At 67.8% G+C, this 21,784-nt stretch carries 8 protein-coding genes; all 8 read right to left on the bottom strand.

Annotated features, from left to right (window positions below):
* Positions 1 to 153 precede the first annotated feature (153 nt).
* The gene (locus tag V0R59_RS02440; RefSeq protein ID WP_330073227.1) at positions 154 to 12,636 is read right to left on the bottom strand and encodes a filamentous haemagglutinin family protein; all 12,483 of its coding nucleotides are present in this window, start codon (positions 12,634 to 12,636) and stop codon (positions 154 to 156) included.
* Between the two features lie 183 nt (positions 12,637 to 12,819).
* The gene (locus V0R59_RS02435) at positions 12,820 to 13,926 is read right to left on the bottom strand and encodes a substrate-binding domain-containing protein (RefSeq protein WP_330073228.1); all 1,107 of its coding nucleotides are present in this window, start codon (positions 13,924 to 13,926) and stop codon (positions 12,820 to 12,822) included.
* Between the two features lie 326 nt (positions 13,927 to 14,252).
* Positions 14,253 to 15,452, bottom strand: coding sequence for a type II secretion system inner membrane protein GspF (gene gspF / locus V0R59_RS02430; RefSeq protein WP_330073229.1), 1,200 nt, complete (start codon positions 15,450 to 15,452; stop codon positions 14,253 to 14,255).
* Complete coding sequence (gspE, locus tag V0R59_RS02425) at positions 15,452 to 16,861, bottom strand: type II secretion system ATPase GspE (protein ID WP_330073230.1); 1,410 nt, start codon at positions 16,859 to 16,861, stop codon at positions 15,452 to 15,454. The genes gspF and gspE overlap by 1 nt, the downstream gene beginning before the upstream one ends.
* On the bottom strand, positions 16,858 to 19,206 hold the full coding sequence (gene gspD, locus V0R59_RS02420; RefSeq protein WP_330073231.1) for a type II secretion system secretin GspD: 2,349 nt from the start codon (positions 19,204 to 19,206) through the stop codon (positions 16,858 to 16,860). Before gspD ends, gspE begins: the two co-directional genes overlap by 4 nt.
* The gene (gene gspM, locus V0R59_RS02415) at positions 19,203 to 19,715 is read right to left on the bottom strand and encodes a type II secretion system protein GspM (RefSeq protein WP_330073232.1); all 513 of its coding nucleotides are present in this window, start codon (positions 19,713 to 19,715) and stop codon (positions 19,203 to 19,205) included. Before gspM ends, gspD begins: the two co-directional genes overlap by 4 nt.
* Entirely contained in the window at positions 19,708 to 20,805 is a 1,098-nt protein-coding gene (gene gspL / locus V0R59_RS02410; RefSeq protein ID WP_330073233.1) for a type II secretion system protein GspL, read from the bottom strand. Before gspL ends, gspM begins: the two co-directional genes overlap by 8 nt.
* Positions 20,802 to 21,779: a type II secretion system minor pseudopilin GspK gene (gene gspK / locus V0R59_RS02405; RefSeq protein ID WP_330073234.1), complete on the bottom strand. Its 978-nt coding sequence runs from the start codon at positions 21,777 to 21,779 to the stop codon at positions 20,802 to 20,804. Before gspK ends, gspL begins: the two co-directional genes overlap by 4 nt.
* Positions 21,780 to 21,784 lie beyond the last annotated feature (5 nt).

The raw sequence follows: 21,784 nt of genomic DNA, 5'->3' as shown, positions 1-21,784 counted from the left end.
GTCGGAACGCCGAACCGCAGCGATGACGTCGGTGAATTCACTAACGTAATCGCTGGCAAGCCAGCTCCCACAGGGTCCGCGTCGCTCTCTCGACCTCTGTTCTCTACTTCGCCGAGATGTGTAGATCCCCGTGCAGCAATGGGGCTTCCAGGCTCAAAGCACCAGGTTGCTCCGCTCCCCCTCGGTCAACCGGGCCCGCGCCTGCTCATCCAGCGCCCCGGTGCCCAGCACTTGCACCGAGCTCTGCCGGTCATCCAGCGGCGCGCGACCGGCCCCCGCCTCGCCACCCGGCAAACGCTCGTCGCCAAAGCCCAGCACTCGCACCGAGAAGATCGACGGCGCACGCTGGCGCGCCGCGTCCTGCTGCTGGCGACCGACCTGCTCGGCAGCCTGGGTCGCCGAGTTGGCGGCGGCACTGGCCGAGGCCATGGCATTGGTGTTGACCACCGCCGCCACCGGCAGGCCGGTGGACTTGCCCTGGGTCTGGATGTTGGCCGCGTTGACCACCTGCAAGGCGGCGATGTTGACGTTGCCCGACACACGGATCCCCGCCTCGCCGGCATCGATGGTGCCCTGTGGGGCAATCAGGTCGATGTCGCCCGGCGGCACCTCGGCGATCGGGTTGAGGGTGGCGATACCGGCACCGGTGGCCGGCACCTGCGGCGACAGGGTGACGTTGCCCCAAGTGTCGTAGACCCGCTTGGGCGGGGTGTACACCAGGGTGGTCTTGGTACCTCGGCCAGCGTTGATGTCGCCCTCCGCCGACCAGGCCTGGATCGACCCGCCGAAGGTGGTCATGATCCGGCTCTGGCCGAGCAGGATGCTGCCCTGGGAATAGGACTGGATATTGCCCGCGCCCAGGGTCACCACGCCCGCCGTGGAGGGCGGTGCCGCGCCCTCGACGCCGAACACCTGCTGCCCGCCCGGGCTGAGCAGCTGGATATCGCCACCGAAGTTGGTGTGGATGCCGGCCCCGCCGAACAGGACGATGTCACCCTCGTAGCTGATCGGGTTGCCGGCCACATCGCGGCTGGGGAACAGCGCGGCGATGGCATTGCGCCCGCGCAGGTAGCTGCCGGTGCGCGGCCCCGAGGCATCGGTGTACTCGCGACCGGCGGCCTTGAGTTCCTCGAAGTAGACCTGGCGGGCAAAGATCCGCTGCTGCTCGGCCGGCAATGCGGCGAACCAGGTCCGTGCCGCCTCGCTGTCGCCGCTGAAGCCGAAGCGCTCGCCGAGCCAGGCCACCAGGTCCTCGTCGTACAGGCGCACCACCTTGCCCGGCTGATCGGCCAGCGGTGTGCCGCTCGCGGCCAGGTTGAGCGGGTCCAGGTAGCGGGCGAGGAAGGCGTTGTAGTCGGCACCGGCAGCACCGGCCTGCAGCACCACGCTGGCCCCCGGACGGCTGTCGCCCGGCAGGATCGCACCGAGGCTGTTGATCACCGCACGGTCTTCCATCAGCACGTTGCGCCCGGCGCTGATTTCCAGGGTGCCGGGGCCGGCGACGTTGAAGCTGCTGTAGAGGATGTCGCGGCCGGCCTGGACCAGGGAGATGTCGTTGGCGTTGTAGTGGATGAAGAGGTTGCCGGTGGATTGGCTGGTGCGGGCCTGAGGCGTGTTACCCACCGCCTGCGGGAGATTCCGGACGGTTCCCAGTTGCGAACCGGAAGCGACGATATCGCGGCCGGCAATCATCCGCACGGCACCGGTGCCTTCGTACCAGGTCTGTCCGGCAAGGCTGCCGGCAGATGCAGCACTCGCCGAGAACTGAACCAGCTCGCCACTGGAGAGCCCCACGATATCGCCACTCAACGCGTAGAACCGCGAAGGCTGCAGTTCGCCCGGCAGAATTCCGGCAGTGTCGGCACCGAAGTAGAACAGCGGGTTGGCGTTGAGCGTAATACCACGTCCGCCGACGTTGCCGTTGCTGATCACCGGCGCGATGGTATTCAGCCCATAGCCGGCAAAGGCCGGTTTCAAGATCGAGGCCAGGCTTTGCGAATCGGTGCCCGAGCGCTGGATCGAATAGCCGCCTGCAAAGATCGAGTCCCCTGCAAGCAATTGCAGATCACCGTTGGCCGACGGTGCCAGTAACAACGAATAGGGGCTCAGTGCAGACAGCTGATTCGGATTGCCAGTGGCCGAGACACCGAGATACAGGCTGCCCTGTGCAGCGACGGCACGCAGGATGGAGGGGTAGATAAAGCGCCCGTCGGTGGTCGAGCTGTTGCTGTTTTCCAGCGGGTTGACCTTCGAACCGCTGACGAAATCGCTGACCTGCGTGCTGGGCGTCAGGTTGCCCCCCGCCGAGAACAGATCGATTGCCGTGTTGTTGGTCCACAGGCTGAACCAACTGCTACCACCACCGGCGTACTGGCGACCATCGGCCGCAGTGAATGGCGTGGTATTGGGCACGGTGATCCGCCCCGGATCCCCTGCGCCCCCCACCACCAGATCGCCCCGGGTAGCGAGGCGCATGCCGGCATCGCCGGGCACCAGGACAAGACCACCCGTCGCAGCCCCCAGGCTGGAACGATAGAGGTCGTAGGGGCGCGTTTCGGCAGGATCCTGTTGAGGCGCCGTCAAACCGTAGCGCAGGTCGATGCCGCCAATGCTGCCGGCCAGCACGGACGTACTGCCCCTGATATTGGCCAGGACACCCTGCAGATCCAGGCGACTGCTACCTGTAGTGGAAAGGGTGCGGGCGGCAAGGTCGGGGTTTACCACACCGCCAATGCGGATATCCATATCGCCGCCACCGGTCAGGCGCAACTCGCCATCGGCACCCACGCGGCCACTACCCCCGACAGTCACTACCAGCCCCTGGCTGCGCAGGTTGGAATCCTGCACACCGACATGGTCACCACCACGCGCCCACTGGTTGCCCGCCTGGCCGCCAACACGCAGGTTGACATCACCACCGCCGAGCGTGCCGTATCCGCTGAAACCGACCAGGTACGGCGTCCCCCCGGCCGAGTCGGCCACATAGGTACCGAAGTTGATCCACCAGGCCGTCGGCTGGTCATCCTCGGTCACTCCACCGTTGCCCTGGCGCCACAGCCAGTTGCCGACCTGGGCGCTGCCGTACTGGGCATTACCGGTCGTGGCGCTGGAATCAACCCATTGATCGCCGGTGAGATCGCCTGCCACGCGTATATCGAGATTACCCCCATGCTCTGGGAACCAGGCCCGGTATTGGGCCTGGGTCAGGCTTTCGTAGGAGCTGCCACCAGTGCCCAGAAGCGAACCGTTGCGCAGCCCGCGCGCCTGCTGGTAGGCCGCCGTGACATCCTGCGCCTGTGTACCGGCGGTGTAGACGCCATAGGGCGAGTTCTGCAACAGCGAGCCACCGGCCGCTACGTCAAGGTCGCCGGTACCGGTACGCAGGACACTGTAGAGCTGACGCTGGACTGTGGCCGTACTGGTGGTGATGTGCTCGACGCACATGGTCGGGTCATAGTCGCAGACCCACATGTCGGCCTCGGCGATCGGCGAGCCGACCGGATAGCCATCCAGGTTGTCCGGCCCCCAGGTCCACTGCGGTTGGTCCATGCACATGATCGCATCGTAGTCACAGAGCCAGCTGTTGGAGTCGTCGACCAGCGTCCATGGGACCTCACCCATGCCCTCCGCTTCTTCGGTGAGTATCCTGCCAGCAGCACCGGCAACGATATTCGCCGCATAGTGGGTATCGGCCAGACGCAAGGTGCCCTTGCCATCGACCCGTGTCAGGCGGCTGTCCGCTGCCTCCAGGTCGGCGCCAGCCACCAGGCGCAGGGACCAGGACTGGCTGCCGGCGGGGAGCATGCTGGCGAGTGCCCAGTTGCGACCCTCCCCGGCGCGCAAGCTGACGAAGGACGTACCCTCGGGCAGCTTCACATTGGTTTCCGAAGGAATCAGTGCGCCGCGCTTCAGTACCAGGTCGCCATTGAGTACCAGGGTGTTCGGCTGGGAAGCGTCATTTCGGGCGATGCTCGGCAACGGCACACCCGCCGGCCAGCGCAAGTTGCCGACACTGGCACTGCTCGACAGCAGCGTACCGGCACCCAGGCGGGTGCCCGACGGCAGGGTCACGGACTGTTCCAGCAGACTGCCGGCGGCATACAGCAAGGCTCCCCCGGCATCGCGGATATCTGCACCGAGCACACTGCCGGCCGCCAGGGTATAGGGCGCGGTCAACCTGGCTTCGGTCGCCAGGCGGGTACCGGCGGCCAGGGTAGCGCCCTTGATCGGCAGCTCATAGTTCAGGGTGACGCCACCCTGGAACACCGTGCCATCAGCCAGGGTCACGCCCGGCCCCGGCACCACCAGATCCGCAGCGAAGGGCTGCACCCCGGGAACCAGCAACCAGCCATCATCATCCGGCGTGGTCGACGGCGGTGCGAAGCCGTCGTTGATGCTGCCGTACAGGGTCAGGTCGCCACCCGCGCGCAGCACCAGGCCGCCCACCTCGCCAGAGCCGTAGGCCGAGGTACGTGGCGTATTCGGATTGAGGCTGGCATAGCGATAGCCGGACAGGTCGATATCGCCTTGCACCACCAGGTCGCCGTCAGCGCTGGCGCTGGCGATCTCGACGCCGGGACGCAGGTGCAGCACGTCGGCATAACGCTCGTTGTTCAGCCCGCCGAGCTTGCCTTGCAACAATGCGGTGTTGGCAAGCGCAGCATTGATGAACAGCGTGCTCTGAGCGTGCTTGCCGTCCAAATAGGCCTGATCGATGACTTGATAGGGCTTGCCGCTGGTGGCCGGGTCGCTGCCCAGCGGCGCGTCGGTATAGCGCTGCATGCCATACACGGCGATGGACGCCGCGCCCTGGATGTCGTAGTTGCCGCTGGCATCGATGGCGATATCGCCCGCCGTCGCGCCCCCCAGGCGTGGTGCCTTGAGTTCGAGGGTGCCGAGGGCAGCGAGGTCATCGCGGCCGCTCGCCGTGCCATGGCGCAGGTCAATACGTGCGCCGTCCGCCAGCACCAGCGTGCCATTGCCGCTGGACAGCTCGACGATGGCCCGGTTGGGGCTGTCGATGATCTGCCCGTAGCTGTCCACCCGCAGCAGGCTGCCATGGGCATCGAGCACGGACTGGCTGCCCAGGGTCAGGCCATCGCGGGCGGCCAGGCGGATGCTGCCGACCTGCTCGCCGCTGGCGTCGACCAGCCCGCTGACGGTGAGCGCGCCGCCGTCGAGCGACAGCTCGATGCTGCTGGCCTTGAGGCCATCGCCGATAGTCAGGTCGCCTTCCTTGAGCTGGAAGCGGCGTGCGCCGAATACCTGGCCGTCGTTCAGGCGCTGGTTGAGCGCGGCGAAGTCGTCACTCAGTTCGCCATCGCCAAGGTGGCGGGCGCGGACTTCGACTTCGGCGCCGGCATAGGGGACCAGGCTCCCGGAAGCCTGGTAGACGCCGCTGCTGGAACCGAGGATGGAGCCTTGCAGGCCCACCGTCCCGGCGCTTTCACCCAGGGCAATCGCGCTGAGGCTGCCGCCCTGGTTGTTGCGTGCGGAAAGGTCAATGGTCGAACCGGCCACCTGGTGGATATCGCCGTTGTCGCTGCGCAGCAGCAGGTCGCCGCCCCAGCTGTATTTCTCGACATCGTTGAAAGTCGCGGTACGCCCGGCCAGGTCGATGTACGAGGCCGCGCCCAGGCGCAGGTCGCCGCTGGCGGTCAGGCTGAGCTTGCCGCTGGGCAGCTCGACCCGGGTATCGACCAGCAGGTTGGACGCGCTCATCGACCATTCGGCGCCGAGGGCCTCGGTGCCCTTGCCGGCCGCAGCCGGCGCGCCACCGACCGGCGCTTCCAGGCGCAGGTCGCCGCCGACGCTCAGGCGCGTGACCGAACCGGCCGTACCGGTGAGCAACGGCGTGCGCATCAGCAGTTCGCCGCCGCTGTAGGCAAAGCCCTTGCCGCTGACGTACTCGCCCTGGCTCTGGTACACCGCCAGGCTGCCGCGGTGGTTGGCACCGATCTGCTTGCTGGCATTCAACTCCACGCTGGAGAAGCCCAGGGCCAGACGCGCCTCGTCGGTTTGCCCGGACGGCTGGGTATTGGCCGCATAGCCCAGCTCGATGGTCTCGGCTTCGATCAGCAGGCGTCCGCTGCCAGTGCCCGGTCCGCCTTCGATGGCGGCTGCCGGGGCCTGGGTGGCCCCGCTCCAGATCAGCGAAGCGGTACGGATGCTGGCGACATCGTCGGCGTCGCCATAGCCCTGGATCGCCGGGCTGCCCAGCACCAGGTTGGCCAGGCTGGAACGGCCGGTGGCCGGGTCCAGGGTGTCGAGGCTGACGCTGCCGAAGAAGTTGATCGAGTCGCGTGCCGTGAGGATCAGGCTTTCCAGGGCTGGAGCACCCTGACTGGTGTCGCCTTGCAGCAGCCGGGCAAGAACCGACTGGTTGAGGTTCAGCCCTGTCGGCAGTACATGATTCGCGGCTGCGGCTTGCAAGGCGTCCACCTCGCCGACGTTCACCGCGCTGACTGCCAGGCTGAGGTTGCGGGTGCCATAGCGCACGCCGTCGCCGATGCTCACGTTGCCGTTGCTGACGATGCCGATGGTGCCTTCGGAGTAAAGTTGCGACGCACCGCAGGCCTGCTCGGCGCAGACACCCAGGTTGATCGTTCCGTTGCTCTGCGTACCCGGTGCCTGCAGGTTGAGCCAGCCGTTGGAAACCGCCAGCAAGGCCCCGGTGCCCACCCGGTAGCTGTAGCCATCGCTGGAGTCGAAGGCCGTATCGCCCTTGCCCAGCGTATCGATGCGCGCGCCCTGCTCCAAGGTGATATTGCCCACCAGCATCACCTCGGGACCGCTCAGGACACTGCCTTCGCGCAAGACGATGTCGCTATTGCCACCACCCAGCAAGGCGACCTCGCTGCCTTGCTGGCCATAGATCACGGCAGGAATCGCGCCCAGCACCATGCGGCTGGCGCCGAAGCGGCCGAGATCGGAAGCATGCAGGCTGGCGCCACTGAAACCGTCGGTGGCGCTGGCGCCATCGGCCAGCACTTCGGTATTGCCAAGGACCAGCAGCGAACCGCCGTAGCCATCCTTCGCCGGGGTGAAGTCGACGGTGCCGGCGACACTCAACGAACTGCCGCTGAGCCCTCTCAACAACAGGGACCGGGCATCCGCCGGCAGCATCGCGCGGGGAATGCCCTGGCGAATCGCATCGGCCAGGATGAAATCGGCGTAGCTGGTTTCGTTGTACTGCGAGTAGCGCCGCAGCACATCGGCGGACGACAGGATGACCTGACTGGGCAGCGCATCGCGAATCGTCGTGCCAGCGACGGACAGGTAGCCGGAGGTGCTCCAGGAGCCATTGCGCAAGGCCTGGCTGGACAGGTCGGTGCCCGCTGCGGCGAGCCCGTTGAGCTCGACGCGGAAGGCGCCCGGCAACAGCGCGTAGGTGGACGGCAACAGGGTGTAGGTGCCCGCTGGCAGCCCCGGCACGCCCGCGCCAATGGTGATCTGCTGGCCGATCAACGGCTGTACCGCGCCGGCTTCGCCTCCCGTCGGCGCGGCGACCGCCTGCACGCCAGGGACAATGGCATAGACCGGGTTGTCAGCCAGCCCCGGCAACACGAAACGCCCTTGTGCATCGATCTGCACCAGCGGGTTGTAGCGCGCATCGGTGGAGCCGCCTCGACCGGAGACGAAGCCGGCCCCGGTCAACTCGCCGCCACCACTGAGGTCCACCACCGCGCCCGACTGGATGTCGAGTTGCGATGCCGCGAAGGTAACGCCGATCTCCAGGCTGGTACCGACGGTGTTGGCACCGCCCGCGCCCTGCAACGTGACCTTGTTGCCGGCGAAACTGTAGTTGATGCCATCGGTGGTACCGCCGTATGGCATGACCAGTCCGGCGCCGCTCACCGACGTGAGGCTGCCAGGCAGCAGATGGACCTCCCTGAGTCCGATCGAGGCAATGCCGCTGAAGCTGATCGCCCCCAAGGGTGCACGCAGGACCCCGCCCTGCTCGATCGATCCGGCGCCCAGGTCCAACTGGCCGAATGCCGAGTACGGCATCGCCGGCGTGGCGTTACCCACCCGTCCGATGCGCAGCACGGATTCGGGGTCGATTTGCGGTTGACCCTCCATACGGCGATAACCCGCCATGACCGTGGCAATGGCGCCCGTAGCCGGATAGATCTGTGTTGCCAGCAGGTCGAGGTCGCCAGGCACCCAGAGTTGGGTACGGGCAGCGTTGCCATAGTGCGACAGGAAACGCAGCTCGCCATCGCTGTGCAGTTCGGTGTCGGCGAAGCCCGTCAGCTCCAGGGTGGAAGCGAATGGGCTGTTGTTCAGCAGCGAGGCCTGTGCGCCCAGGTAAACGCCGCCCGCCACGTCCAGCAACTGGCCTGCGTGCACATTCAGCGTTCCAGCCGGTGTCAGGGCTGAGGGTTGAATAGAGGACGGTAGCGGGTTCAACCGTGTGGGGCCAGCGAAGTACTGGCCCGTTCCGGACAGCAACACATAAGGCGCCCGCAGTTCCACAGGCAGTGGCTCGGTGGACGAAGCCAGCGCCTCGAATGTGGAGCCGTACAAGCGAAGTGCCTGGTTGAGCGCAAGGCTGGTACCGGCTTCCAGCGCCAGCACGCCATGGCTGAACAGGGTCAGGTCAGAGAAGCCGCCTGTCTGGATGTCATCGGCAGAGACCCGGGCCCGGCCATACACCAGGCCAGCGCTGGTCTCACCGGGCAGGGCATCGGCCAGGGCGTCTTCCCCGTCATGCGACTGCCCCAGCACCAGACGGCGCACACCGAGGACTGCCGCATCGGTGGTGGTGTTGGTGTAGACAGGGGTTTCCAGGGCGATCTGCAAACTGCCACCAGCCGCCGTCGCGCCGCCCGCAGCGGCATGCAAGTCGCCGTCGAGCAGCAGGCCACGGTGGGAAGACAGGTAGATGCTGCCACCGTTGCTGGCAACTTCACGACTGCCAAGGCCACGGATATCCAGTACGGTGCCAGCCCCGGAAGCCTCCAGGCGCGAGCCGGGACGCAGGACGATAAAGGCATCCGAGGCGGTTGCCGTCGCCAGTTGGGTGTCCACGGTGCCACCGATGACGATGCTGCCGCCAGCATCGACCCGACCGTAGCGCCGCCCTTGCCAGTCCAGAGCCCGGTTGGCCTGGCCAGAGACGTCCAGCAGGGCCTGCTCGCCGATCCAGATCGACCGCCCGTTCACCTGGTTGTCGCCCAACGCCTCGTTCTCGGCGGAATCGATATCGCCGAACTGCTGCTGGCGGATATCGATGCTGCCGCCATGGGCCAGCAGGCTGCCGAGCACCGTGATCTGGCCAGGACCGCGCACGCGAATGGACTGGCCTGGATCGACCTGCAACAGACTGCCCTGGCCGATGATCAGGTTCTGACTGGCGGCGTCGACGAGGCTGGCGACATCGCCACCGACCTGGAGCGCCAGGCTGGCGCCCGCACGCTGGCTCAACACACCTGCCAGCGGATCTTCCTGGTACAGCGGCGGTGCCCAGGCCTCCAGCGCCTGGGTCACGACCGCGTTGCTTGAGACCGCACTGGCGCTTTCCGTCCAGCGCCAGACCGGGCGAGTGACTTGCACCTGGGCTCCCTCGACCACCTCCAGCCCTGCCTGCCCCTTGACTTCATAGCTGGCAAAGCCAAGAGAGAACAGCTCCGGCGCCAGGTAAAGTGTCTCGTCAGCCGCCTCAGTGGCACTGCCACCGATGTTGACCCGACCCGAACGCAGCGACAGCGTGCCCGCCCCCGTCATGCCCAGGCCACGCAGCTCGCCACCGAGCTGCAACGCACCGGTCGCGGCCAATGCCGTGCTGGCGCTGGCATGCAAGGTGATATCGCCGCCCTTGCCGCCACGGCGCTCGCCGTCGGCACCGATGCTTGCTCCCGACGACACATCCAGCAGCGAGCCATCGCCCAGTACTACATCGCCACCGTTGCGCAGGCTGATGCGACCGCCGTCGCGCCAGGCAGCCAGGGTACCGGCGTCGGCGTCGAGCAACTGGTTGCTCCAGCGCCCGCTGGCATCCAGATGCACGCCGTCCGCTACCCGCAGGCTACCCTGCTGGTCCAGCGGACTCAGGTAGACATCGATGGCCGCAGAACCCAGAGCAACCTGCTCGCGCACGTTACCGGCTTCGATCACACCGGAGCGTACGGTCAGGTCGGCGTTGATCTCGACGCGCTTGGCGAACAGCCCCAGCTCGCCGCCGTCGGCCAGTTGCAGCGCGTCATTGACCTCGACCGACTCCAGCGCCGAGATCTTCAGACCACCGAGGCCGAAGCTGTTGAGCAGATCGCTGTCCAGGCTCAGCGAGCCCTGGCGCGTGCCGTCGACGCTGTCGTCCAGGCCGATGGTGCCGGCATCGACACCGACGCCGGCCGCGATGTCGACCCGCTGCACGGTCTGCGCACTGGCACCGAGGGCGTACTGCAACAGCCCGCTGCTCTTCACGTAGTACGGGGTGTACTCGCCGACGATCAGCTGGGCACCGCGGGCCAGCGCCTTCTGCGACTGGTTGTAGCCGTCCAGCCCAGCCTGCGCCGCCTGGGTCTGGCTGTCGCCCTGGAACACCGTGCCGACGATATCGCCCTGCAGCACCGCATTGGCCGTGCCGACCACCAGGCTGCCGGCATCGCGGCCCACGGTGTAGCCGTTCTCGTAGCGCTGCGAGGCGCCGATCAGCGGGTTGTAGAAGGTGCGAGTCTGGTTCCAGCGTTCGCTGTAATCCTCGTAGCCGCGATAGATGCCGTCGTAGAGCAGGTCGCCCGGAGCCTTGGACAGCTCGTACAGGCGCCCGTCGCTGCCCTTGAGCCAGGTCTGCCTGATGTAGCCGCCCTGCACGTCGAGGGTGCCGCCGGACAGGTTGATCTGCGAGCCCTGCTGGGTCACCAGGTCGTTGCCGGTGAAGCGCACGCTGCCGCCCTGGGCCATCCACTCGCCCACCGAGTGGCCCTGGGTGCCGAGATAACCGGCGACTTCCAGCAGGCCACCCGCGGTGTACCAGCGGTCGCTGGCATAGCCGTTGGTGCCAGCGGCTACACGCACCAGATCGCGCACATCGACCCAGACGTCCTGGCTGTTGAGGGTGCCGCTCTCGCGGTTGACCGAGGCATCGCGCTGCTCGTTGCCCTGCACGTTGACCTTGATGCTGTTGGTTTCCATGGCGACCTTGACGCCGACCGCACCGGACACGTCGATGTTCGCACCATCGCGCACCAGGGCGCGCTGCCCGGCGTTGACCACCACCTGGCCGCCGGTGGCGAGGGTCACGGAGCCGCCCTGGAAATCGACGGTACCGTTGCTGGTGATCTCGATGCGCGACTGCTCGCGGCGGTCGAGGTCGGCCAGGCTGATCTCGCCGGTGGCGCCGCTCACGGGTACCAGGGCGGCGGCGCGCTGGGTGTCCAGCGCGGTACTGCCGCTGCTGTCGAGGAGGATGGCGCTGGTGCTGCCCTCGCCCAGGGTCACCGCTTCGCTGGCCTTCAGGTGCAGGGTGCCGCGGGTGTCCACCGAGGTGCTGGCCAGCAGCACGCCATCCTGCTGCACCGTGCGCCCGGCCAGGCTGATATCGCCGCTGGCAGCCTGGATGATGCCGCTGTTGCGCACCGCCCCGGAGCCGCCCGCCACCTGCAGCGCCTGCACCTCGTTGCCACGCGTGGTGGACGTGAGGTTGCCGTCGCTGCCCACGCCCTTGCGAATGACGAAGTTGTCGCCGGCCGCCAGCAGCGTCTGGCCACGGTTGGTGGAAATGCTGCCGGCGTTCTCCACCTCGTTGCCCAGCAACAGCACGTAGCCGCCGCCGGCGGTGCTGGTCGCCGGGTCGCGGGTGGTGATCTGCGCCCCGCGCTCCACCCGCACCGCACCGGCGGCATCGGTGAAGCTCGGTTGAGCGTTGTTGTTGGCGTACAGGCCGTTATCGCGGAACTGGCTGTCGCTCATGCTGGCGGCGGCGACCACCAGGTTGCGGGTGTTGACCTGGCTGGTGCCGTCGAAGATCACGCCGTTGCGGTTGAGCACCATCACCGTGCCGTCGGCCTCGATGCGGCCGAGGATCTGGCTCGGGCGCGCCTGCGGGTCGTTGACCCGGTTGAGCACCGCCCAGTCGCTCTGCTGCTGGAACTTCAGGGTGGTGTCGCGACCGACGTTGAAACTCTCCCAGTTGAGGATGGCCTTGTCGGCGGTCTGCTCCACCGTGACCTGGACCTTGCCGTCGTTGCGGGTTTCCACCGGGCCCTTGGCGTTCTGCCAGGCCTGGTCGAAGGACATCGAACTGTCCACCTGCAGGCCACCCGCGCCCAGCCCGTCGGGCACTACCGTGCCGCCCACCGGCGTGTTGCGTCCCGCGGCCTGCAGGGCCTGCTGCGCGGCGATGGCGGCGACCGTGTTGTTAAGGTTCTGCAGAGAGCGCTGCAACTGCTGGTTGGCCTTCTGCTGCTGGGCCAGGGGCGGCGGCGTCATGCTTGGCAACTGGGCGCCGGTGCGTCCCCCGCCGCTGCCCTGGGCCGCGCCCTTGGCCGCGAACCAGGCCCCGCCGAAGGGCTGGCCGGCGGCCTGGGCACCGCCGGCCACCATCAGCAGCGCAATGGCCTTGGCCAGCGGCTTGAGACGTGACAGCGGGTACACGGAGGAATCGGCAAGGGACGGCGAAGAGAACGGCATGACTCGGACTTCCTTGGCTTGTTCGTCGGGGCGCCACCCTGAGCGGCGCGCATTAATGGATAGACGGGGGCAAGCGCTCGGGGCCGAAGATTTGTCACGCAAAGTTCATGGACCATGGTGACGCTGGAAAAGAAAAAACCCGGCAGCGCAAGCGCTGCCGGGTTCTTTGCTACGGATAGCGTCTTATGGACGACCAACGCTGGCGTTGCAGACGTTGGCGTTGTTGATGTCCAGGTTCAGACCGCTGGTGTTGCTGACGAAGGTGTCGTGTACAGCGGTTTTCCAGCCCGAAGTCAGCGCGATGAAGCCATGATCGCGGACTGCGGTAGCGGTGGTGTTGCCACCCCAGTGCTTGGTGATGAAGGCACGTACGTCAGCAGCAACGTTGGCGTCCTTGTAGCACTGGCCGAAGATGAAGTTGGTGTAGCCAACGATCGGGTAGCCAGCCGCCGGGTTGGTGAACACCGGTACCCACTGGGCAGGGTTGTTCTTCACGGCGTCAGCCGGAACGGCGGACGAAGCCAGGGCCTGGGTCACCAGGGCGCGGGTTGGCAGCTTGCCGTTGACTTGGGCAACTTCGGCGTTGCTGTCGATGTTGACCATGTCAGGGCTGACATAACCGATGGAGCCGTCCACGGCGTTCACTTGACCAACGACATCTGCGGTCTCGGCTACACCGACCCAGTTGCTTGGCAGGGTGCCGCCAGCCAGGCGAGCGCTGGTGAAGGTCGAGCTGACGCCGAACTGCGACGAGCAGACGGAGTTCAGGTGACGGGTCAGCAGTTCGCTGGTGCCGCTGGAAACGTTGCGGTAGACGATGCGGATCGGGGTGCTATCGGTGGTGTTGAGCAGGGCGCCCCAGGTGGTCTTGGCACCGGAGAAGGCATCGCACAGTTGCTGCGAGGTCAGGTTCAGGGTGGTGTTGCCGGCTTTCTTGTACGGGATGGTGACCGAAGTGGCGACCGAAGGAACCTGGATCAGCGGACCGTACGAGGCGCTGAAGTTGTTGTTGTAGTTGGTCAGCTCGGTGCCACTCAGGATCGAGTCGCTACCAGCGAAGTGCACGGTGCCAGTGGTGCTGAACAGAGCGGAGTTGTTGGTCAGGAAAGCCGACTTGCCAGTGCCGCTGCCAGTCACTGCATAGCTGAAGTTGCTAGGCAGGATGCCATCCACGGTGCTTTTGTAGAGGTCGGCTGGCAGCGAGGCGCCGCCGCCGGTGACGGCCATGGCTTGGGCGGAAGCGAGGGCGGCGAGGCCCAGGGAGGCAGCGAGCAGAGTGCGCTTGAACATGAAGAAGCTCCTATTAGCGTTGGGGTGCATTGAGGGTGTCTTGCATCGTGTCGCGCCCCGCCCGACCAGGCTCCCTGCCGGGCTCGGGGCTGCGGAGTAAAGGTCGCAGCCGCCGGTGACAGCCCAAGGAAAAATGCTCGGGACTTTCACCGTGTTTTCTTCGGGTATTGGCGCTGTGCCGGAAGGTGCGGAACAGACGCGTGGAGCGGGCATTTTCGGGCCAGGTCAGAGGCGCCGCGGGCGCCAGGCCGTCATGCGCCTGACATGCACTCCCGTGTGCCTGCAAAGCGCCACACGGGAGCAAGGCCAGGGCCCGAAAAAAGTTTCTACTTCACCAGCTGGTTCATCTCGATGATCGGCATCAGCACGGCCAGGACGATGGTCAGTACCACCCCGCCCATGATCACGATCATCAGTGGCTCCAGCAGCGCGGTGAGGCCCATGGCGCGCCGTTCGATATCCCGCGACAGGGTCTGCGCGGCGCGGTCGAGCATGGGTGGCAGGGCCCCGGTCTTCTCGCCGCTGGCGACCAGGTGCACGAGGATCGGCGGGAACAGGCCCTGGGTCTTCAGGGCCAGGGCCAGCGAGCGGCCTTCGCGAACCTGCGCGGTGGCCTCGGCCACGGCACCGGCCAGGGCTTCGTTGCCGAGGGTCTGGCGCGCCGCGTCGAGGCCGCGCAGCAGCGGCACGCCGGCACTGCCGAGGATGGCCAGGGTCGAGGCGAAGCGCGCGGTATTCACCCCCAGCACGAAGCGTCCGAACATCGGCAGGCGCAACACCAGGCGGTGCCAGGCCAGGCGTGCCTCGGGCTTGCGCAGGTACAGGCGCCAGCCCCAGAAGGTGCCGCCCAGGCCCATCGCGCAGGTGAAGCCCCAGGCCCGCAGGAAGTCGCTGGCGGTGAGCATGGCCAGGGTCAGCCCCGGCAGGTCCTGGCGCGCCTGGGTAAAGGCGCTGACCACCTGGGGCACCACGTAGCCCAGCAGGAACGCGACGATGCCCAGCGAGGTCAGCCCCACCACGCCGGGGTAGATGAAGGCGGTGGTGATCTTGCCGCGCAGGGCGTTGCGCTCCTCGATGTAATCGGCAAGGCGCTCCATGACCCGGGCGAGGTCGCCGGACTCTTCTCCCGCCGCCACCAGCGCCCGGTAGATCTCGGGAAAGTCCCGTGGTCGCTCGGCCAGGGCTTCGGCCAGGCGCATGCCGCTGCGCACGTCGTTGCGCACCGCGCCGAGGGTGGCGGCGATATGCTTGCGCTCGGCCTGGTCCTGGGTCGCGCCCAGCGCGGCCTCCAGCGGCAGGCTGGCGGCGAGCAGGCTGGCGAGCTGGCGGGTGGCCCAGGCCAGCTCGCTGTCGGACAAGCGTGGAGCGAACAGCGCGGCGCTGGTACGGCTTTGTTCTTCCAGCGCCACCGGGGTCAGGCCGCGCTGGCGCAACTGGCCGAGGGCAGCGCGCTGGCCCTCGGCTTCGAGGGTGCCGCGTTCGAGACGGCCCTGGCCGTCGGCGGCTTCGTAGAGAAAAGTCGGCATCAGTTTTCCCGCGTGACCCGCAGGACCTCCTCCAGGGTAGTGGCGCCACTCTCGATCCAGCGCCCGGCGTCATCGCGCAGGCTGGCCATGCCGGCGGCACGGGCCGCCTCGCGCAGGTCTTGCTCGGAGTCGCCCAGGTGAATGCGGCGGCGGATGGCGTCATCGACGCAGAACAGTTCGTGGATGCCGGTGCGCCCGGCGTAGCCGGTATTGGCGCAGGCCGGGCAGCCCACCGGACGCCACACCCCGCCTTCCTCGACCTTGCAGTGCGGACACAGCCGGCGCACCAGGCGCTGGGCCAATACGCCGAGCAGCGAGGACGCCAGCAAGAAAGGCTCGACGCCCATGTCCACCAGGCGAGTCACCGCCGCCACCGCGTCGTTGGTGTGCAGGGTGGCGAGCACCAGGTGCCCGGTGAGGGAGGCCTGCACGGCGATCTGCGCGGTTTCCAGGTCGCGGATCTCGCCGATCATGATCACGTCCGGGTCCTGCCGGAGGATGGCGCGCAGGGCCACGGCGAAGGTCATGTCGATGCGCGCGTTGACCTGGATCTGGCCGATGCCGGACAGGTCGTATTCCACCGGGTCTTCCACGGTGAGGATATTGCTGGTGCTGGCATCCAGCCGGGCCAGCGCCGCGTACAGGGTGGTGGTCTTGCCGCTGCCGGTGGGGCCGGTGACCAGCACGATGCCATGGGGCTGGCGGATCATGCCGTCGAGCTGGGCCAGCAGGCGCGGGTTCATGCCCAGGGTTTCCAGGCGCAGGCGCCCGGCCTGCTTGTCCAGCAGGCGCATCACCACCCGTTCGCCATGCCCGGTGGGCACGGTGGACACGCGGATATCGATCGGCCGCCCGGCCACCCGCAGGGCGATGCGTCCGTCCTGGGGCAGGCGTTTCTCGGCGATGTCCAGTTGCGCCATGATCTTGATCCGCGAGACCAGCGCGGCATGCAGCGCCTTGCGCGGCGCGACCACGTCGCGCAGGCCGCCATCGACGCGAAAGCGCACCACCGAATGGCTTTCGAACGGCTCGATATGCACGTCGCTGGCTTCATCGCCGGCAGCCTGGGTGAGCAGTGCGTTGATCATGCGGATCACCGGCGCGCCGTCCTCGGCTTCCAGCAGGTCGGTGACCTCGGGCATGTCCTGCACCAGGCGTTCCAGGTCCGCCTCGCTGCTCGCCGCATCCACCGCCGCCGCCGCGCCGCCGGTATCGGCGTAGGCGGCGGTGAGGCTGCTGTCCAGTTCCTCTTCGCTGACCTGGCGCAACAGCACGTCGGGGTAGCGCGCACGGGCTTCGGCCAGGGCCCAGCCCGGCGTGCGCGGGCTGAACAACAGGACCGTGCCCGCCTCGCCAGCACTCAACACCACCCGCTGCGCCTTGGCCCAGCCGTAGGGGATGGCGCTCACCGGGTTTCACCTTCCATCGGCACCGCGCGCATCGGCCGCACCTGCGCCGGTGGCGGCAACGGCACGGCGCTGCCCACCGGCGGCAGCACCGGTGCCTGCATGTCGCTCAGGGCCCAGTCGTGCTGCGGCTGCACGCGCTGCTGGGCACGGCGGATGAAGTCGTAGCGGTTGAGGGTGACGCTGCGCCCGGTATCGGCATCGCGGACGATGTACGGACGCAGGAACACCATCAGGTTGGTCTTGGTGCGCTGGCGCTTCTGGTAGCGGAACAGCGAGCCGATCCCCGGCAGGCTGGACAGCCCCGGGATGCCTTCGTTGAGGTCAGTGACGTTGTCCTGCAGCAGGCCGCCGAGGACCATGATCTGCCCGTCGTCGAGCAGGATGCTGGTGTCGATCGCGCGCTTGTTGGTGATCAGCCCGGCCGGCGACACGGTGCGCGTGTCGATGCTGCTGACTTCCTGGTAGACGTCGAGCTTTACCGTGCCGCCTTCGGAAATCTGCGGGCGGATGTTCAGCTTCAGGCCGATGTCCTCGCGCTGGATGGTCTGGAACGGGTTGTTGCTGGTGCCGCCGCCGTCGGTGACGTACTGGCCGCTGACGAAGGGGATGGTCTGGCCGACCATGATGCTCGCCGGCTCGTTGTCCAGGGTCAGCAGGTTGGGCGTCGACAGCACGTTGCTGCCGCCACGGCTTTTCAGGGCGCGAGCCAGGACCTTGAGGTCGAGCACCTCGCCGATCCCGGGAATGTTCACCGTGCCGTCCACCAGGCCGACGCTGAGACCGCTGGGCAAGACATCGAGCGAGTTCTTCGCCGCGGTGTTCAAACCGCTGCCACCCAGGTTGGCGCCGCCGAACACACCGTTGCCACCGAGGTTGCCGGCCTGCCATTGCACGCCCAGCTCGCTGGCTTCGTCCTCGCCGACCTCGACGATCAGGCCTTCGATCACCACCTGGGCGCGACGCTGGTCGAGCAGGTCGATGACTTCCCGCAGGTTACGGTACAGCGGCTCCGGCGCGGAAATCAGCAGGGTGTTGGTGGTGGCATCGGCCTGCACCGTGACGCCACCGGCGGAGAACCCGGAGGCGGATTCGCCATTCTGGGTCGAGCCGCTCATGCCGTTGTTCGCAGGCACGCCGGAGGGCGCCGAACTCAGGTTGTTGCCCATGCTGCTGGTGGAGGTGCCGGTACTGTTGCTGCCATTGCTGGAACTGCTGCCGACCTTGGCGCCCGCGCCACTGAGGCGACTGCGGCCATCGTCGCTTTCGCCGGTTGTGCCGGAGTCGCCGGTGAGCATGCCGCGCAGGGCCTGGGCCAGCTTGGTCGCCTGGGCATTGCGCAGGTACACCACGTGCAGGTTGCCGGGGTTGCTTTGCACGCTGTCGAGCTTGGCGATCAGGTCGCGTGCCAGTTGCGTGCGCTCGGGGCTCGGGGCGCGGATCACCAGGCTGTTGGAGCGCGGGTCGGCGATCACCACGGTCTTCTGCGCGCTGTCGCCGCCCTGGTTCTCCAGCAGGTCGGTAATGGTCGCGGCGATATCGCTGGCGATGCCGTTCTGCACCGGCACCACGTCCATGTCGGCGGCGGCCGGTGTGTCGACGCTGGCGATGACCTGGGCGACCCGCTCCAAGTTCTCGGCGTAGTCGGTGACCACCACGGTGTTGTTGCCGGGGTAGGCGTTGATCGGGTTGTTCTGCGCGACGATCGGGCGCAGCACCGGGATCAGGTTGACGGCGTTCTCGTAGCGCAGGCGGAAGGTCCGCGTGACCATGCCGCCGGCCGCCGGCTGGTCGGCGTTGTACATCGGCCCGCCAATCACCCGGGCATCGGCTTCCGGTACCACTTGGCTGACGCCGTCGCTGTCGACCACGCTGAAGCCTTGCAGGCGCAGGCTGGAGAGCAGCATCTGGTAGGCGCGGCGAGCCGGCACCTCGCCTTCGGACACCAGGGTCAGCTTGCCCTTGACCCGTGGATCGACGATGAACTGCCGGCCAGTGGCGCGGGACAGCGCACGGACCACCGCGTCGATATCGGCATCGACGAAGTTCAGGTTCACCGGCTGCTCGCCGAGCCCTGGCGATGTCGGGGCGGCGCTGGCGCTGCTGCGTGGCGCCGCCGCCCGGCTGCCGCTCAGGGCCCGGCGTGCCTGCGCCGCCTGGGGGCGCTCCTGCACATCGACATTGCGGATCGGCGCGGCCGGGCGGACCAGGGTCAGCGGCTTGCCGATCTCCTCGTCGGGCGGCAGTGGCCGGGTATCCTGCGCGGTGCTGGCGCAGGCGCTCATCAGCAGCGCGACACTGGCCGCTCCCAGCAGGCGCAGGCCGGGAAGTCCTGGAATGAGGGTCATGGGGAATCCTTGTTCACAGCGTGGGATAACAGAACGACCTGGGCACTCACCGCATCCGTGGGGAGGCTCGCGGGGTCGTCGGCGAGTCGCTCGATACGCACCGAGGCCACCTCGAAACCGATCTCGGCGGGCGCCTGGCCCAGCCAGTCAAGTAATGCCGGACCAGACGCCTGCGGCACGTCGAGGTGCCATTCGCCCGGCGTCCCGTCGTCCACCCGGGCCTTCAGCCCGGCCGCCTCCAGGCTGCGTTGCAGGCTGGCGCTGTCGGCGGCGACACGGGGCGTGGCGGCGCCCAGCAGGCGATCCAGTTCGCGTGTCTGCTGCTGCAACGCCGGCAGGCGCTCACGCCAATGATCGATACGGGCCAGCGGGGGCTCGACGAAAACCTGCCAGACCAGCAGCAAGCCAACGGCCAGGCCACCCAGCGACAGGGTGCGGCGCTCGCGCGGCGCGAGTTTCGCCCAGCGCTGGCGCAGCGGTGCGAGTTGTAGTGCCAGGCGCTTATTCATGATTGTCTTCCGTCGCCGCGACGACGCTGGCGCGTGCCAGGTGCCAGCCCTTGTCCCGCGCTTCGGCCTGGATGCCGAGGCCGGCCAGGCCGCTCTGCCAGGACGCCAGGTCGACCGCATTGCGTCCAGGCAGCACGTGCAGTTGCAGCGCGCCCTCGGCGTACTGCAGGCGCTCCAGGCGACCGTCGAGGAATGCCCCGCCCTCGCCCGCCGCCCGCAGCAATCCGCTGAAGCTCTCGGCATTGCCGCTGCTGCGGGCGGTGAGGCGTTCTCGCGCTTGCTGCAAGGGATTGAGCACGACCGGCAGTTCCGGGAACGCCGCCTGCACGCGCTGGCGCAACTGGGTTTCGAGGCGCTGGCCCTCGTGGCTGAGCTCGCCGCTGTACCAGTGCAGACCGCCAATCCACACCAGCAGCGCTGCCGCCCAGATCGCCGCAGCCCGGCCCAGGCCTTCACCACTGGCGCCACCCGCTGCCGCCAGGCGCAAGCCCCAGCCGGGCACCTCACCGGTCCAGCAGCGCGGGTCGTCGCGCCCGCCGAGGTGTTGCCAGCCCTCTTCGGCGGGCGCCGCTTCCGCCACGGGATAGACCAGCGCCCGCTGGCGATCCAGGCGCAGCAGCAGGCAGCCATCCCAGATGCACGCCGTCGGTGCCTCCCCTGCCGGCAACAGGAACGGCGTCGGCAATACATCCCGGGCCGTCAGTCGGCACTCGCCCAGCACCCGGCGGATGCGCCCCAGTTGCGAAGTGTCGAGCCAGGCAACGGGCACTTCGCCGTCCGCGCTGCGTGCGCCCCAGGCCGTGCTGACACTGCCGGGATCGCCCAGTTGCAGGGGCTGGATCGCCAGTTCCACGGCAGTCGCCAGACGCGCGGCGGGCAGCGCCGGCAGTTGCAGGCTGGTCAGCCGGCAATCCAGCGGATGCAGGTAGACGGACAGCGGATGCCGGCCAATGCTCGCCGCCACCTCGTCCAGCCGCAGTTGGCCATAGACCTTGACCTCGCCAGCAGCCGACAGCCAGCTCAGCCGCAGCAGCGACTTGCTGTCGAGCTGTTCCAGGGGCGGCAGCACGCCGCGCCAATGCGCCTTCATGATTCACTCCAGAGTGTTTGCGTGCTGCCGTCATCCTGGCGGCGCACCAGCGCCTGCTGGGTCACTGTCCGGCCCTGGGCCTGGGTACGGCCATGGACGAGGAAGAAACCGCTGGTGATGCCGACGCGGATATTGGAGCCCTGCAAGCCAGGCAGGCCCAGCCGGCTGACGAAGTCGCCGCGATTGAGAAAGTGCACGCCGCGATCGCGCTCGGCCAGGAGCGACTGCATGCGCGACAGCGGGTAGCCCGGCACCATCGCGGCAAGGACCACGGCCGGGGCGGTATTGGCATTCACCCAGGTGTTGCCCGGCAGCACGGTGACGTAGTCGCGCAGGCGCTCCAGGGTGCGAGCGTCGATCCCTGGCGTTGCGGCCAGGTCGGCGAAGTGGCGCAGCGCGGGCAGGCGCGCCGGCTGGTAGCGCAACGCGGCGTTGGGCGAGGTATCGCGACCGCTGTCGAAGGCTTCCTGCGCACCGCGCGCGGCCAGCGCGGCGGCAGCGCCGGCCGGTGCATGGCCGATGCCGGCAAGCACCCGCTCGATGATGCGCCGGGCCTGCACGTCCGGCACTTGCAGCGAGGTGGCCAGGCGCAGGAATTCCTCTTCCGCACGCGGGTCCGCTTCGTTGCCCAGCACCAGATTGCGCAGGTTCAACTTGCCCTGCTCGTCGTCGACCCGGGCTTCGTACGCCGCCTGCCCCGGCGCCAGCAGCAGACGCAGGGTCGGCGCGGCCCAAGGCTGTTGCAGATGGGTCAGCGGTTCGGCACGGCGCTGTTCCTCCAGGCCCTGGCGCACCCACAGCAACCCGCCTTGCAGTGCCCAGTACGCCTGCAGGCGCTGTTGCTCGTCGTCGACCTGGTCGAGGCGGGCCGACTCGCGGGCGATCAGCCCGGTGACGATCACCGCGACCGCAGTGACCACCAGCAGCGCACTGATGATCGCCACGCCGTCCTGGCGTCTGCTCCAAGGGTGCACGGCAA

Origin of the sequence: Pseudomonas ulcerans (genome assembly GCF_036324125.1) — a bacterium.
In the GTDB taxonomy this organism is placed as follows: Bacteria; Pseudomonadota; Gammaproteobacteria; order Pseudomonadales; family Pseudomonadaceae; genus Aquipseudomonas; species Aquipseudomonas ulcerans.
Note: the sequence above shows the minus strand (reverse complement) of the source record. Positions and strands in the feature narration are given on the sequence as shown.

Bases quoted from the DNA above. Each gene is read 5' to 3' on its own strand.
- V0R59_RS02440 (WP_330073227.1), bottom strand. From the start codon at position 12,636: ATGCCGTTCTCTTCGCCGTCCCTTGCCGATTCCTCCGTGTACCCGCTG.
- V0R59_RS02435 (WP_330073228.1), bottom strand. From the start codon at position 13,926: ATGTTCAAGCGCACTCTGCTCGCTGCCTCCCTGGGCCTCGCCGCCCTC.
- gspL (WP_330073233.1), bottom strand. From the start codon at position 20,805: ATGAAGGCGCATTGGCGCGGCGTGCTGCCGCCCCTGGAACAGCTCGAC.
- gspD (WP_330073231.1), bottom strand. From the start codon at position 19,206: ATGACCCTCATTCCAGGACTTCCCGGCCTGCGCCTGCTGGGAGCGGCC.
- gspF (WP_330073229.1), bottom strand. From the start codon at position 15,452: ATGCCGACTTTTCTCTACGAAGCCGCCGACGGCCAGGGCCGTCTCGAA.
- gspM (WP_330073232.1), bottom strand. From the start codon at position 19,715: ATGAATAAGCGCCTGGCACTACAACTCGCACCGCTGCGCCAGCGCTGG.